Below are 14,367 nucleotides of genomic sequence, written 5' to 3' on the forward strand. Positions count from 1 at the left end.
CGCCGAGCTGAAGAACTGGAAGGTTCTGCGCAAGATCAGATCCTGCCCGGCCCGGGCCGCCGAGCTCGTCGCCGCAGTTCAGACCCTCATGATCGCCAACGGATGATCAGGTTGGCAAAGGCTCAGTATCAGCTCCGTGGCGGAGTAGTGGCGGAGCTTGTGGATAGTCGTGTTGATGCCCAGGCGCTCCGCGAGCCGCTCGTACCGCTGGGTCACACCATCCGGGCGGAGGTGGGTGGCGCCATCCGGGGCGTTGGAGAACACGAAGCCGTCGCGCGGCAACTCAAAGCCGAGGGTCTTCGCCTGCTCCTCACGCTTCCGCCGGAGTTCGCGGAGCAGCATTGCCGTCTCGGTGTCGAGCGCGATGCGGCGCTGCTGGTGGGTCTTGAGCTCCGCCTCGACGAGCTCACCGTGCTCCTTGCGGATGGCGTAGCGGAGCCAGACCGACTCGCGGCCTTCCTCGAGGTTCAGGGACGTCCAGCGGATCGCGCAGATCTCGCCTCGTCGAGCTCCGGTGGTCATCGCCGCCCACACGAGCGTGCCCCACTCCGGGTCTTCCCACGCCGCCGTGACGATCAGCGCGGCCTCCTCGGGTGTCGGTGGCTGCGGGTTCGCGGCAGGCGCGGCCGGCGGCTCCGACATCTCGCACGGGTTGATCGACACCCAACGCCATCGCTTCGCCTTCCGGAACGCGCCGGAGAGCAGGAAGTGGATGTGCCGGACCGTCGAGCGGCCCAACGGCTTGCAGCGGTGGGGTCGGCACCTTTCGTCGCAGTCGTGCTCCTTCGCCACTCGGTGGTCGACGAGCCCGCGTTGCTTCTTGCAGTGGAGGCGGCAGCGGCGGAGTTCGGCGTACAGCGCGTCGAGCATCTCGGGATCGACGCTGCTCGCCTTCACCTTGCCGAGGAACGGCGAGATGTCGTTCTTGATGTAGCCGCGGTAGAGCACCTCGGTGTTCGGCGAGCCGTCGAGCTGCTCCATGTAGCGCTCCAAGAGCTGGTCGACGGTTGCGCTCGTGCGCGGGTTCCGGCGCTCGTCGACTTCAGCGAGCAGACGACTTCGGACCGCGTCCGCTTCCCGCTCGGCCTTCGGCCCCTTCGGGACGAGCTCGGTCAGGTAGTGCCGCCGGCCGGTGACGGGGTCGACACCCGCGTAAACGCGCACGCGAATCGCACCGCTGGGCAGGGTGTCGACTCCCCCGCGCGTCCGTCGCTTGCCGGTGCTCGCTCGCGTCATGACGAGCAACCAACCACGACTCGCGTCACGAATGATGTCACGCTGTCGGTCGGGCTCGGCCGCGCCGACGAGAATCCGCTGGTCAGACGTGGAGCCGGAGGTCGGGATCGAACCGACGACCTACCGCTTACAAGTCCGTGGGGATCGGTCACACCGTGCTCTGACCTGGCAATCCGTCCTCGCGCACCGCCCCACGGTGCACATCTCGGACCACTGTGCTCAGCGTCCGCGGGTCACGTGGTGGGTCACACCGGCGGCCCGCGCGATCCATCATCTGTTCCGATGAGTCACCGGCCGGAGCAGCCACAGTATCGGCCAGCGGTCGTTGTCCCGGGTGTGACCACTCCTGTCTCGCCGTCGTCCTGCTGCTCGCCACGATCCCGCTTGCCGGATGCGAAGGAGGTGATCCGACGGTCATGGCACCGACAACGACCGCGGCCATCACGGACAGCGACGACCTGGGCGCCGCCGAGTCCGCCTTCGTCGCGCGGGCCGCCGACGTCGTCCCTGGGCATCCGGACGACCCGGACGACCTCGCCGACGACGCCGTACACTCCTGCAACGGCATCGACGAAGGCCTCCCGCGCGAGCGGCTGGTCGACACGGCGGTACAACGGTTTAGGACCGGCAGCTACCCGGTCACCGCCGAGCAAGCTGGCCAGCTCCTCGCCGCCGCCGTCGAGACGGTCTGCCGACGGAAGCCTCGCCGGACGCCGCGACGGCCCGTTCGTCCGGATCACTTCGATCCGGACGAACCCGCCGGTGCGCGAAACGTCCACGGTGCATGCAGTCCGTGTGCTCCGCCCGCATCGGTCGAGCCGGTGGCGTCGTCGCCGTCATCGCACCAAGAAGCACTACGCCACCGCACGCGGCAGAGGACATCGGGGCCAGCAGGAGGCCCGCCGTCCGGCCAGTCTCGGCGCATGGGATCGACCCCTTGCCGGCACCGTGCTCCTCAGCGCTTGGAGCGGACGCTGAAAACCGAACTCGCGTAGCCAGTTTGGAAGGCAGCCGTGATCTCCCACATAGACCTCTGACCTGCGACGACAGCAACGCGGGGTCGTTGCAGGAGGTGCAGGAACCTCCGCGGTTCGGCAGCAGTTCGCACCACGGTTGATGCACGCTACCCGCGCGATCAGCCGCGCCGGTAGCGGCTCGGCATGATGTCCCGGACATTGGACAGGTCCAGCTCGCCGGCCTCGGTCACACCCGGCCAGCAGTACGCCTCCTGCTCCCCCACAAGCAGCCGGAACTCCTGCGCCCCCTCCCGTTCCGCACGCCGGCACAGCGCCTCCACAGCCTCGTCCCGCGCGTCCTGCCAGCCGCCCCCTTCCCGTTCGTCGGTCCAGTCGATGTTCTCTGCACCTGATCTCAGTACGCCTACCCGCCACCGCATGGGACGAGCCTGACGCGCAGCGCCCCGGCCGCGCCAGCGGCCGGGGCGAGTTGTCCACATGCCGATCACGCACTGTGCTCGGGATCCTGGACGGCGAGCAGGTCAGCCGCGATCCGCCACGCGCTGAGCATCGACGAGTACGCGACCGCGTCGGCCAACTCCCACCTCACGGGACCGACCTGGATGCGCAGCATCGGCGGCAGCTGACAGCCAGGCGCCCCGGTCCCCAGAATGCGTGCCACGCTGTGAGCGGGGCCGAGACCCAGCCGACGCAGGACTTGTGCGTTGACGGCGACGACAACGGTCGAGACCGACATCCGGACCTCTCCGATGCCCACCGGCAGCACGACCCGACCAACGCGAGCACCCCGGCGGCGAGAGGGATCGCGGCGAGGGTTGTCACTGGCGGCCCACCACGGGTTCTAGCGCATCTCCCGGTACGACGCGCGGAACAGCTCGATCCCCACATCACCGTGCGCAGTCCGACGAGGCCAGGGCGACGCCGGTGGACCCGATCGCGACGTCGGTCCCGCCGATAGCGATCCCCACGTCGGCCCGCGCGAGGGACGGAGCGTCGTTGACTCCGTCACCAACCATCGCTCCTGGGGCCCATCGCCCTTCAGTTCGGCGACACTCGCCGCCCTTGCCCCCGGCGTGACACCGGCGAGCACCTGGTCGATGTCCAGCTCGTAGGCGACCCCGTCCGCCACGGCGCGCGCACCATCAGCGACCATGACGACCTGTGCGCCGGCGACGTACAGCGCCTCGATGGCCTGCCGGGACTCGGGCCGGACCTCGTCTGCCAGCCGCAGCGCACCCGCCACGACACTGGCTCCTTGCTTTCCGCCAACAGCCCGGTCCATCGAAGCGTCGGCCGACTCGCGAGCCCGGCGGCGGGGACGTGAGATCCCAGTCCCTCGGGGACGAGTCAGTCCCCGAAGGACCGGCCGCCGCGGCGATCCCAACTGGCTGAGCACGGTGGGTTCGGCGAATACTGCTCCTGGAGGACGAGGATGAACACTGTTACCAGCGTCGACAACGGCAGGCGGCGAGTCGCACGCCGCGTCCTGGTGCCGACCGACCCCGGCGAGATCTTCTCGCTGCTGGCCGACCCACATCGCCACGAGGAGCTGGACGGTTCGGGGACCGTGCGCGCCGCCGTCTCCGGGCCGTCCCACCTCCGTCTCGGGGACCGGTTCTCGGTGAATATGCGCCAGCTCGGGATTCCCTACCGGATCACCAGCCAGGTCGTCGCGATCGAGCAGGATCGGCTGATCGAGTGGCGTCATCCGCTCGGCCACACATGGCGCTGGGAGCTCGCGTACGACGGCGGCGGCACCGTCGTCACCGAGACGTTCGACTACTCCCGTTCCTGGGCGGCACGCATGTACGAATGGTCCGGCCGTGTCGAGCGGAACGGCCGCGGGATCACCGCCACTCTGCGTCAACTCTGCGAGCGCTTCGCAGACCGGTAGCGGCCCGTACCGACATCGGGGTCCGGATCCGTCTCAGGTGGACGTGGCGGGCCAACCGGATGATCGGTCGAATCAAAAGCTCCACACTCCCGATGACGAAGAGCCACGTGCCCGTGTAGGTGGTCGAGTCGGAGAAGAACAGGATGCTCCCGACAAGAAACCAGATTCCGATGAGGATGTCGTTGACGATTCCCAGTGTCTCGTAGCGACGCCGGATCACCAGCTCGTCGCGACCGACGTCCAGCGTGAGATCCCGCGATTCCCCTGTCACTGTCAGGCTCCTAACTCGAACGGTCCGCGGCACTCGTCCGAGCAGAAGGACCGTGTGCCACAGTCAATCACCACCAAGAAGAACCGCGGGCGAACCACGGTGGGCTTTCACGGTGCACTCCGAAACTGCGTGGGGAACCACGCCAGCACCAGCAGCACGCACCCGCCCGCGGTCAGCCCGGCGTCCTGCGCGGCGAGCCCAGCCGCCAGCATGGCGAGGCCGAGCCACAGCAGCGTCAGACCGACCCGGCGACCGGTACGTGCTGCGTGGTCCACCGGGCCGCGGAGCAGATCATCTAACCGGGGATCCTCGGCGGCGGCGTGCCGTTCGATGCGCCCCAACACCCGCCGGGAACGCCAGTCCAGCCGGAACCCGTGCGGTGGCGGGTCTGCGGGCGAGGGGTCGAAGAGGTTGTGGGCCATCGCCAGCTCCTACCCGTGGTGGGACCCGGGGTAGGAGCCATCAGCCTGGTCGGCGGTTGTGGCGAGCTCCATCGCCTACAGATGTAAGAGTACTCCGGCGGTCGGCGGTGCGCACCATCGATCCGGACGCTGGGCAGCTCAGCCTACGGACAGGTGAGGTCGCGATCGGCCGGTCTCGCCCACCCGGTCATCTGATCAGGCCGGCGGCACGGACGGCGTCACGTTCGGCGACCAGCTCGGCCACGGTCGCCTCGATCCGCTCCCGTGAGAACGGATCGACGTCGAGGTCCCGGACCACGTCGTAGCCAACGCCGGTTGCACGGACCGGAACCGAGCAGACCAGACCTTCCGGTATGCCGTAGGCACCGTCGGACACTATTCCCGCAGACGTCCAGTCGTCCCCCTCGGTACCGTCGTACCACTCACGGACCTGGTCGACCGCGGCGTTGGCGGCAGACGCCGCCGACGATGCACCACGGGCGTCGATGATCGCAGAGCCACGGCCGGCGACGGTGGGGATGAAGTCCTTTCGCACCCAGGTCGGGTCGAGCCGGTCGACCACGCCGGCTCCGTCGACCTCGGCGTGGGTCAGGTCGGGGTACTGCGTGGAGGAGTGGTTACCCCAGACCGCCATCCGTCGCACCTCTCCTGACCCGACGCCGAGATGCCCGGCCAGCCGTGCCACCGCCCGGTTGTGGTCGAGCCGCATCATCGAGGTGAAGCGGTCGGCCGGGACGTCCGGGGCGTTCGCTCGGGTGATGAGTGCGTTGGTGTTGGCCGGGTTCCCGACGACAAGGAGACGCACGTCGTCGGCGGCGACGGTGTTGATCGCGGCCCCCTGGGGACCGAAGATGGCGCCGTTGGCCTCGAGCAGGTCCGACCGTTCCATGCCCTTGCCCCGGGGGCGAGCACCGACGAGCAGCCCGACCGAGCAGCCGTCGAATGCGACCATCGGGTCGTCGGTGATCTCGACCGAGCGCAACAGGGGGAAGGCGCAGTCCTCCAGCTCCATCGCGACCCCGTCGGTCGCGGCGAGCGCGGCCGGGACCTCCAGCAGGTTGAGCCGGACGGGAGTGTCGGGACCCAGAAGGTCTCCGGAGGCGATGCGGAACAGCAGGGCGTAGGAGATCTGGCCGGCGGCGCCGGTGACGGTCACGGTGACGGGTCTGCGGTACATGACGGCTCCTGCGTCGACGAAGGACGGGTTCAGGCGGGTGCCAACAGGTGGCCACGGACCAGCGAGCCGTGCGCGGTGCGGACCGCGACGACCGCCCAGGCGGTGACCAGCAGCGCGTAGAGCGCCGTCGCGGCCACGGCCAGCATCGGCAGGTGCAGGTGCGCGGCGAGCGCGCTGGTCCCGGTCACGCAGGTGCCGACGGGGAAGGTGAAGCTCCACCAGGTCAGCGCGAACGGCAGCTTCTGTCGCGCGGTACGGATCGTGACCGCCGCGGCCAGCACCAGCCAGACCATCGCGAATCCCCAGGTGGGGACGCCGTAGAGGATCCCGAACACGTGCGCGCCCGTGGCGTAGGGCTCACCGAGCACCCCGGCCTGATCGCCGAGCAGGTTGGCCGCGGTCACCGACTGCCCGAGCGGGCCGAGCACGATCCACATGGTCGGCACGGTCGCGGCCGGGCCGGTGCCGTGCACGACGAGCTTGTTCCAGATCTGGGGCAGGATCGCCAGCGTCGCGAACAGCGAGACGCCGAACATCGCATAGCAGGCGACCAGCATCGTCGGGGCGAGGCCGGCGGGGGTGTGCGGCACCAGCAGCGCACCGTTCGCCGCCGAGACCATCGGCGGTACGACCGGCATCAACCAGCCCCCGAACGCCGACTCCTGCCCGACCTCGTGGTGGACGATCATCATGTAGGGGATCCACGCGGTGGTGACGAGCCCGAGCACGGTGCCCACGCCCCACAGCGCCCATCCGGCGCCGATCGCGCCGGTCTCTCCGACCAGCGGGCCGCCGAACTTGACCGCGCCGGCCCCGACGGTCATCACACCCATCGCGACCGCGCCCCAGAACTGCGACATCACCGGGTTGTGCGCGTGGCCGCGGGCGGTGTCGGTGTGGCGGATCCAGTGCACCGCCCACGCCGCGGTCAGCGCGACGAGCAGGAACGACGCCAGCAGCCACACCGCGACGCCGAAGGTGTGCAGACCGGGGAACTGGTAGGGCAGGGTCGCCGCGGCGACACCGACGATGCCGGTGCCCATGATCGAGGAGTACCAGTTCGGCCCGATGTTGGAGAAGAAGTCCCCGGGGCGTTGCAGGTCGCGCAGCAGTCCGACCCGGGCCGCTCGGTGCGGACCGCCGGACGGTGCCGTCGGCCGGTCCACCGGCTGTGCGGTGATCCGGAAGAAGCTGGCGTCGGTCTGTGTCATGACCACGACGATGCCTCCGCCCGCGGGCCCCCGGTAGCGGCCCCGATCTTGTGGACCCATAATCCACACTTGTGCCTCTTCCTCCGCGGGTCGCTGATCTCGCCCCGTTCGACCTGGTGTTGTCGGTGGCCGAGCTAGGCAGCATGGGCCGCGCGGCCGCCGCGCACGGAGTCAGCCAGGCCGCGGTCAGCGCCCGCATCCGCTCCCTGGAACGCGCCATCGGCGTCACCGTGTTCGAACGCTCCCCGCGCGGGACCCGGCTCACCACGACCGGTGCCCTCGTCGCGGACTGGGCCCGCGCCGCCGTCGACGCCGCTCAGTCGCTGGAGGAGGGCATCGCGGCGCTGCGCGACGCCGACGACGCCCGGCTGCGGGTCGCGGCCAGCTTCACCGTCGCCGAGTACCTGCTCCCCCGCTGGCTGATCAGCCTGCGTACCCGTCGCCCGGACACGAGCGTCGCGCTGAGCACCCACAACTCCACCGACGTCGCCGACGACGTCCTGTCCGGCCGCGCCGACCTCGGCTTCGTCGAAGGCCCCCACCACTCACCGGAACTGGACGAGCAGGTCGTCGCCCGCGACCACCTCACCCTCGTCGTCGCCCCCGACCACCCCTGGGCCCGCCGACGCGGCGTCGACGCCACCCGACTCGCCGCCACCCCGCTGGTCACCCGGGAGGCGGGCTCCGGCACCCGCGACCACCTCGAACACGCCCTCCGCGACGCCGGCGCCGCCGTCATCGCCGACCCCGTGCTGGAGCTGTCCTCCACCACCGCGATCAAGAACGCCGCCGCCGACGGCGTCGCCCCCGCGGTGCTCAGCTCACTCGCTGTCGCCGGGGAGCTGGCCAGCGGGACACTCGTCGCCGTCGGAGTCCGAGGTCTCGCTCTGCACCGCGATCTCGCCGCCGTCTGGCCCCGCGGACGCCCCCTGACCGGACCGGCCCGCGACCTCGTCGAGCTGGCCCACCGCTCGGGCACCACACCCCGGCGCTGAACAGGAACCGATCAGCCGCAGGCGGCGAGCATTACGACCAGCAGGACCAGTCCGAGCAGGGCGATGGCGAGTGCGGCGACGGGGCCCGCGACGAGGCAGGCGACCAGCACGGCCACGCAGCCGGCCGCGAGTCCGCCCGCGAGCCGTCCTGTGCGGGGTGTTCGTGCCGGTGCGACGCCGTCGCGCAGGGCAGCACGCAGCCCCGGGTCCGCGGCGAAGCCGTCCTCGACACGGTCGAGCCGGTCGCGCTCGTGCGGACCGAGGGGCGGGCAGCGGGTGTCGTCGGTCATCGGCCCCGCTCCGCCCCGGGCGAACGGCCCGCCTTGGGATCGTCGGAGGCCGAGACCGTCTCGGGCCCGACTCCGTGCGCCGACGCCCGATCGGCCAGCCGGCCGAGACCGGGCAGATGTGCCTCGGCCCGGGCCCGCTGCACCAGGTGCGGGTAGTGCAGGTCGAACGCCGGGCGCTCGGAGCGGATCCGGGGCAGCTCGGTGAAGTTGTGTCGTGGCGGTGGGGACGACGTCGCCCACTCCAGCGAGTTCCCGAATCCCCAGGGATCGTCGGCCTCGGCTGCGCGGCCGAACCGGTAGCTGCTGAACACGTTGTAGAGGAACGGCAAGGTCGAGGCACCGAGGACGAACGCCCCGACCGAGGAGATCGTGTTCAGCACGGTGAACCCGTCGGTGGGCAGGTAGTCGGCGTAGCGGCGGGGCATGCCCTCGTTGCCGAGCCAGTGCTGGACCAGGAAGGTCAGATGGAACCCGACGAAGGTCAGCCAGAAGTGGACCTTCCCCAAGCGCTCGTCCATGAAGCGGCCGGTCATCTTCGGGAACCAGAAGTAGATTCCGCCGTAGGTCGCGAACACGATCGTGCCGAACAGGACGTAGTGGAAGTGCGCCACCACGAAGTAGGTGTCCGAGACATGGAAGTCGATCGGTGGGCTGGCCAGCAGCACCCCGGACAGCCCGCCGAACAGGAAGGTCACCAGGAATCCCGCAGCGAACAGCATCGGCGTCTCGTAGGTGATCTTCCCCTTCCACAGGGTGCCGATCCAGTTGACGAACTTGATCCCGGTCGGGATCGCGATCAGGAAGCTGGTGAAGGAGAAGAACGCCAGCAGCACCGCCCCCGTCGCGTACATGTGGTGAGCCCAGACCACGACCGACAGCGCTCCGATGGCGATCGTGGCGAAGACCAGTCCCTTGTAGCCGAAGACCGGTTTGCGGGAGAACACGGGGACGATCTCGGAGATGATGCCGAAGAACGGCAACGCGACGATGTAGACCTCGGGGTGTCCGAAGAACCAGAACAGGTGCTGGTACAGCACGGCTCCGCCGTTCGCGGGATCGAACACGTGCGAGCCGAGGTGGCGGTCGGCCTCCATCGCGAACAGGGCCGCGGTCAGCACCGGGAACGCGATGAGGATCAGTAGCGCGGTGACCAGGATCGTCCAGCAGAAAACCGGCATCCGGAACATCGTCATCCCGGGAGCGCGCATGCACACGATGGTCGTCACGAAGTTGACCGCCCCGAGGATCGTGCCCAGTCCGGACACGATCAGCCCCATCGCCCAGAGGTCCTGGCCCGGCCCCGGGGAGTGGATGGCGCCGGCGAGGGGCTGGTAGGCGAACCACCCGGAGTCCGCGGCACCGCCGGGGGTGAGGAAGCCGGCGAGCACGATCAGCGCGCCGAACAGGAACAGCCAGTAGGAGAACGCGTTGAGGCGTGGGAACGCGACGTCCGGGGCCCCGATCTGCAACGGCACGATGTAGTTCGCGAAACCGAACAGGATCGGCGTGGCGTAGAGCAGCAACATGATCGTGCCGTGCATGGTGAACAGCTGGTTGTACTGCTCGGTGGAGAGGAACTGCATTTCGGGGCGGGCCAGCTCAGCCCGCATGAGCAGCGCCATCGCCCCGCCGGCCAGGAACATCGCGAACGACGTCACCAGGTAGAGGACGGCGATGTCCTTCGGGTCGGTCGTCCCCAGCATGTGCAGGAACCGGGCGCCCCTCGCCGCGCGACGCGCGGGACGGAAGTGTGTCGTGATCGGTCGGGGTTCGGTGGCGGTCACGGGGAGATCTCCTCGGGCTCGGTGGTCGCGGCGCGTCGTGCCCGGCCACCGCCGAGCGAACGGGCACGGTCCAGGACCGTGTCGAGCATCGTCGGGGTCAGGACTCCGGTGTGGGTGTTCTGCGGGCTCGGGTGGTAGCTGCCGAGCAGGACGAGTCCGGGCAGCAGGAGATGCTCGCGGCCGTGGGCGAACCGCACCCGACCGGTGTCCGGTGCCGCGGCCAGCGCCGCGGTCCAGGCGAGCGCACCCAGTGCCAGCACCACCCGGAGCCGGGGAAGCGCCGCCCATTCCGCCCGCAGATGGGTCGCGCAGGTATCGCGCTCGGTCGCCGTCGGGCGATGGGAAGGGGGCGGACAACGCACCGCCGACGACGTCCACACCCCGTACAGCGCCAGACCGTCATCCGCGCTCTCCGAGGTCGGAGAGTTCGCCAGACCGGCCCGGTGCAGACCGGCGGTCAGAAACGATGCGGACCGGTTGCCGGTGAACGGCCGCCCGTGCGGGTTCCCACGGGCCGCGGTCGCCATCCCGAGCACGTGGATCCCGGCGAGCGGATCACCGAAACCGGGGACCGGCCGATCGGCGCGTCCACCGGTCCCGACCCCGCGTCGGTGCGCCACCAGCCGCGGGCACCGCGCACACGTCAGGACATCGGCGCGGACACGCTGCAGAGCGACGGGACAGGACATCGGTCGACGGTCTCGCAGCGGACCACGCTCGGCCACCCTCGGCCGACCGGGCGACCGCCCGGTCCACCCGGAGTCACCCTCCCGGGTGGAGCCGGGCGACCGCGACGACGTCGCGGTCCTCGGCCGACAGACGTCGGCCCGACGCCCAGACCACCTGGAGCCGGCGGGTCAGGTCGGCGTCGACGACCTCGACGGCGACCAGATCGCCGCGCCGCAGATCGTCGGCCACCGCGAGAAAGCTCAACACCGCAGGGCCGGCACCGGTCCGCACCGCGGACTTGATCGCGGTGGTCGAGGACAGCTCGACCACCGGATCGACCACCCCGGCCCCGTCGGTCAGAGCCTGCTCGACGGTCTCGCGGGTGCCCGAGCCGGGCTCACGCTGCACCAGAGGGGTCCCGGCCAGCTCCTCGGAGGTGACACCTCCGTCGCGGCGGGTCCACTCGTGACCGGGGGCGACGACCGCAACGAGCCGGTCGCGGGCAACGACTTCCTGCTCCAGCCCATCAGGAACGTGCGGGCCCTCCACGAAACCGACACCCACCTCGCCGGCCAGGACCAATCGTGCGACCTCGGCCGAGTTCACCACGCGCAGCGACACCACCGACTGTGGGCGACGGGCCCGCAGATCCGCCAGCCAGCCCGGCACCAGATACTCGGCGACGGTCAGACTGGCCGCGATCCGGACCCGGCTCCCGTGCCCGGTACGCAGCGCCGTCACGCCCTCGTCGAGCCGCGACGCCGCGGCAACCACCTCGCGCGCCCACTCGACCACCATGGCGCCGTCCGGGGTCAGTCTCGATCCCAGTGCGCTCCGTTCGATCAGCGCCAGCCCGAGCAGTCCCTCCAGGTACTTGATCCGCGAGCCGACGGCGGACTGGGACAGGCTCTGCTCCGCAGCGGCCCGGCCGAGACTCCCGGTCCGGGCGACACTCAGCAACACGTCCAGCGCGCCGACCTCGGGCGTGCGGGAGGAAAGCGGCATGCCGGGACCGTAGTAGAAGTCGCCGCCGGCGGCTGCCGCGATGTCAGTGCCCCGCCGGGACCACCAGCACGGGGCGGGTCTGGTGTCGGATCAGCCCGTGCGACACCGACGGCTCCAGCACCCGCGACAGCAGACCACCCGGTCCCCCGCCGCGGCTACCGACCACGATCATCGACGCGCTGCACGACTCCGCCAGCTCCGCCAACACCGTGACCGGGTCACCCCGCTCGGTCCGCTGCTTCCACTCCGGCCCGTCCGCGAGCCCTCCCATCAGCGCGGCGACGTGGTCGTGCGCAACACCCAGGGCATCCTGTGCCTCAGCCTCGAACGACGCCGAGTCCGGATCCACCGGATAGTCACCGGCATCCACCACGTGTACGACCAGCAGCTCCGTGCTCAGACGCACCGCCAGATCCGCAGCCGTCGTCACGGCCCGGTCACCCGCCTCGCCCCGGCCGTACCCGACCACGACCGTTCCCACCACTGGCTCCATCACCATCATCTCCTCACCCGAGCAGCACCCGCACGACCAGGAAGCCGATCGCCGCCGCACACACCCCGACCGCGACGCTCGCCGCCAGGTAGCCCCAAGCCGCCCCGGCCCGACCCCGTTCCGCCAGACCCGCGACCTCGTAGCCGAACGTGCTGTAGGTGGTCAGCGCACCACAGAACCCGGTACCGACCACCGCGACGACCTCCGGCCCGAACTCGGCCGACCCCGCCGTCATCGCACCGAGCACAAGCGACCCGACGACGTTGACCACGAACGTCCCCCACGGCCACACCGACGCGAACCGGGCCTTCGCGGCGGTATCGGCCAGGTAGCGCAGCGGTGCCCCCACCGCGGCACCTGCTCCGACCAGCAGCACCGTCCACCCGTTCACTCCGGCTCACCGCCCGTGCGCCCGGCCGCCCGCCGAGTTACCGCGACGCCGAGCACACAGGCCGCGACCGCCGCAAGGGGCGTCGCCACCACGTAGCCCAGCGCCACCACGGGCCGACCCGCGTCGACCAGAGCGACGACGTCCACCGCGTAGGTGGAGAACGTCGTATATCCACCCAGCACACCCACACCCAGCAACGGGCGCAGCAACGGGTGCGGGACCGTCAGCTCCGAGAGCACCGTCAGCAGTACCCCGATCAGCAGACAACCCGAGACATTGACGAGGAACGTCGTCCACGGCCACCCGCCGGATGGCTGCGGGAACGCGACCCCAATCACGAACCGAGCCTCGGCGCCTACCACGCCACCGGTCGCGACAGCGGCGAGGACCGGCCACCGGCGACTGCTCGGCGTGGTGACCGGCGGACCGGCCTGCTCGACCGGACACGCCCCATCGGCACCGTCGGCAACGGGCTGCTCGGACACCACTCACCTACCTCACGGACCGCGACCGGTCATCGGTAGGAGCCATCAGCATCAGCAGCGGTTGTCGGCGAGCTCCATCGCCATCAGCAGAGAATGTACTCCCGTGCACCGTTCCAGGCACGTCCGGCACGGCGTCGAGCAGTTCCTTCGCCCTCATCGAGACACCGTCACATGCATACTTCCGGACTCGGCCGACGCTCCCCCGGGGCAGGAGGCGGATCGGACAGAATTGTGACCCTGCGCAGCCGAAAGATCCCGGACGAGGATGTTCGTTGTCGAGTCACGATCGCGGGCTGGTCCTCGGTGGTGTGACCGAGGCCGAGACCTGTCACTGGCGGTGTTGGAGCCGGATGAGGAGATCGGCAGCGATCAGGCGTTCCTCGGGCCGCTGGTAGGTCGCGTCATGCAGTGCGTGACGCAGGCAGCTGGGCAGAGTGTCGGGGATGTGTGGTGGCCGTGGAGTCGGGCGACCGCGAACTCCACGGTGGTGCCCCGGGCACTCGCGCCGTCCGGTATCGGTTTCGAGCAGGACCAAGGCCAGGGTGGCGGCGACCACCCGGACCCGTCCCCGCAGGTCATAGGTACCGTCCCGCACTCCCCCGGACCATCCAGAACCACGATCTCGGAATTTCTCTAGGTTTCTGGTCTCCGATCCGGTAGCTCTTCGCGACAGGAATCCCGCTGGCGGCGCCGACCTCGACGTGCGCTCACAGTGGTCGCGTCTCTTCCCACGGCGGTGGTTCGTGCCATCTCGTCGACCTGGCGCAGCCCGATCACGCCCAGGGCAGGGGGCAACCGCGCCGCGCACTTGACCACCTACAGCTGGCGCCCCGGGTTTGGGCGCCGCTGCGACCCGGCCACCTCGTCAGGCTTGCCCCCTGGTCTGGGTGTGATAGCCCTTCGGGAGGTCGTCGCGATGGCGCAAACCACCGCCTCCCACGGGTCACGTCCGGCGGAGTGGTGTATGAGATCGACTCCGCGTGATCTTGGTTCGGGATTCTAGGCGGTTATTGCCTCGGTTGTCATGAGTGCCTCGCTGCCGGTCGGTGCGGCTTCGGTGGTGACGA

Annotated in this window: 18 protein-coding genes and 2 riboswitches; of the genes, 2 read left to right on the forward strand and 16 right to left on the reverse strand. The window is 70.0% G+C overall.

Translation table 11 applies throughout. The annotated features are described in order from the left end of the window. Positions 1-78: 78 nt before the first annotated feature. The 5 genes from WHI96_RS26615 to WHI96_RS26635 all read right to left on the reverse strand — a co-directional run bounded on the left by WHI96_RS26615 (position 79) and on the right by WHI96_RS26635 (position 3,456). On the reverse strand, positions 79-1,236 hold the full coding sequence (locus tag WHI96_RS26615) for a tyrosine-type recombinase/integrase (protein WP_345643139.1): 1,158 nt from the start codon (positions 1,234-1,236) through the stop codon (positions 79-81). A gap of 287 nt (positions 1,237-1,523) precedes the next feature. Then, positions 1,524-2,015, reverse strand: a complete 492-nt coding sequence (locus tag WHI96_RS26620) for a hypothetical protein (protein WP_345643136.1) — start codon at positions 2,013-2,015, stop codon at positions 1,524-1,526. 356 nt (positions 2,016-2,371) lie between these two features. Beyond that, positions 2,372-2,632, reverse strand: coding sequence for a hypothetical protein (locus tag WHI96_RS26625; protein ID WP_130292796.1), 261 nt, complete (start codon positions 2,630-2,632; stop codon positions 2,372-2,374). 65 nt (positions 2,633-2,697) lie between these two features. After that, positions 2,698-2,979 (reverse strand): hypothetical protein, encoded by a 282-nt coding sequence (locus WHI96_RS26630; protein WP_130292798.1) that lies wholly within the window; start codon positions 2,977-2,979, stop codon positions 2,698-2,700. 75 nt (positions 2,980-3,054) lie between these two features. Next, a complete protein-coding gene (locus WHI96_RS26635) occupies positions 3,055-3,456 on the reverse strand; it encodes a hypothetical protein (RefSeq protein ID WP_130292801.1) in 402 nt (133 codons plus the stop codon). A gap of 189 nt (positions 3,457-3,645) precedes the next feature. Between WHI96_RS26635 and WHI96_RS26640 the strand changes: the two genes are divergently transcribed. Next, positions 3,646-4,107 (forward strand): SRPBCC family protein, encoded by a 462-nt coding sequence (locus tag WHI96_RS26640; RefSeq protein ID WP_130292804.1) that lies wholly within the window; start codon positions 3,646-3,648, stop codon positions 4,105-4,107. Here the strand turns inward: WHI96_RS26640 and WHI96_RS26645 are convergent. From WHI96_RS26645 to WHI96_RS26660, 4 genes are all read right to left on the reverse strand, one after another. Next, entirely contained in the window at positions 4,061-4,411 is a 351-nt protein-coding gene (locus tag WHI96_RS26645) for a YrhK family protein (protein WP_412763166.1), read from the reverse strand. The genes WHI96_RS26640 and WHI96_RS26645 overlap by 47 nt on opposite strands. Before the next feature lie 74 nt (positions 4,412-4,485). Then, complete coding sequence (locus WHI96_RS26650; RefSeq protein WP_130292808.1) at positions 4,486-4,800, reverse strand: DUF3040 domain-containing protein; 315 nt, start codon at positions 4,798-4,800, stop codon at positions 4,486-4,488. Positions 4,801-4,824: 24 nt separating this feature from the next. Next, positions 4,825-4,885: riboswitch (Fluoride riboswitch) on the reverse strand. Between the two features lie 102 nt (positions 4,886-4,987). Further along, positions 4,988-5,977 (reverse strand): malate dehydrogenase, encoded by a 990-nt coding sequence (locus WHI96_RS26655; protein WP_130292810.1) that lies wholly within the window; start codon positions 5,975-5,977, stop codon positions 4,988-4,990. Positions 5,978-6,006: 29 nt separating this feature from the next. Next, positions 6,007-7,188, reverse strand: a complete 1,182-nt coding sequence (locus WHI96_RS26660) for a TDT family transporter (protein WP_130292812.1) — start codon at positions 7,186-7,188, stop codon at positions 6,007-6,009. Between the two features lie 71 nt (positions 7,189-7,259). On the opposite strand from WHI96_RS26660, the gene WHI96_RS26665 reads away from it, so the two are divergent. Next, a complete protein-coding gene (locus WHI96_RS26665; protein WP_130292814.1) occupies positions 7,260-8,183 on the forward strand; it encodes a LysR family transcriptional regulator in 924 nt (307 codons plus the stop codon). An 11-nt stretch (positions 8,184-8,194) separates the two neighbouring features. Here the strand turns inward: WHI96_RS26665 and WHI96_RS26670 are convergent, their stop codons facing one another. The 7 genes from WHI96_RS26670 to crcB all read right to left on the reverse strand — a co-directional run bounded on the left by WHI96_RS26670 (position 8,195) and on the right by crcB (position 13,300). Beyond that, entirely contained in the window at positions 8,195-8,473 is a 279-nt protein-coding gene (locus WHI96_RS26670) for a DUF3040 domain-containing protein (protein ID WP_130292816.1), read from the reverse strand. Then, positions 8,470-10,257 (reverse strand): aa3-type cytochrome oxidase subunit I, encoded by a 1,788-nt coding sequence (ctaD, locus tag WHI96_RS26675; protein WP_207223680.1) that lies wholly within the window; start codon positions 10,255-10,257, stop codon positions 8,470-8,472. The genes WHI96_RS26670 and ctaD overlap by 4 nt, the downstream gene beginning before the upstream one ends. Next, complete coding sequence (locus WHI96_RS26680; protein ID WP_130292818.1) at positions 10,254-10,946, reverse strand: uracil-DNA glycosylase family protein; 693 nt, start codon at positions 10,944-10,946, stop codon at positions 10,254-10,256. The genes ctaD and WHI96_RS26680 overlap by 4 nt, the downstream gene beginning before the upstream one ends. A 73-nt stretch (positions 10,947-11,019) precedes the next feature. Beyond that, a complete protein-coding gene (locus tag WHI96_RS26685; RefSeq protein ID WP_130292820.1) occupies positions 11,020-11,931 on the reverse strand; it encodes a LysR family transcriptional regulator in 912 nt (303 codons plus the stop codon). 43 nt (positions 11,932-11,974) lie between these two features. Beyond that, positions 11,975-12,433 carry a universal stress protein gene (locus tag WHI96_RS26690; RefSeq protein WP_130292822.1) on the reverse strand — a complete coding sequence of 153 codons (459 nt, stop codon included), beginning with the start codon at positions 12,431-12,433 and terminating at the stop codon, positions 11,975-11,977. 4 nt (positions 12,434-12,437) lie between these two features. Further along, complete coding sequence (locus WHI96_RS26695) at positions 12,438-12,815, reverse strand: fluoride efflux transporter FluC (RefSeq protein WP_130292826.1); 378 nt, start codon at positions 12,813-12,815, stop codon at positions 12,438-12,440. Next, complete coding sequence (gene crcB, locus WHI96_RS26700; protein ID WP_130292829.1) at positions 12,812-13,300, reverse strand: fluoride efflux transporter CrcB; 489 nt, start codon at positions 13,298-13,300, stop codon at positions 12,812-12,814. The genes WHI96_RS26695 and crcB overlap by 4 nt, the downstream gene beginning before the upstream one ends. 29 nt (positions 13,301-13,329) lie before the next feature. Beyond that, a riboswitch (Fluoride riboswitch) is annotated at positions 13,330-13,391 on the reverse strand. Positions 13,392-14,367 lie beyond the last annotated feature (976 nt).

It is taken from the genome of Pseudonocardia tropica, from assembly GCF_040105315.1.
Taxonomy (GTDB): Bacteria; Actinomycetota; Actinomycetes; order Mycobacteriales; family Pseudonocardiaceae; genus Pseudonocardia; species Pseudonocardia alni.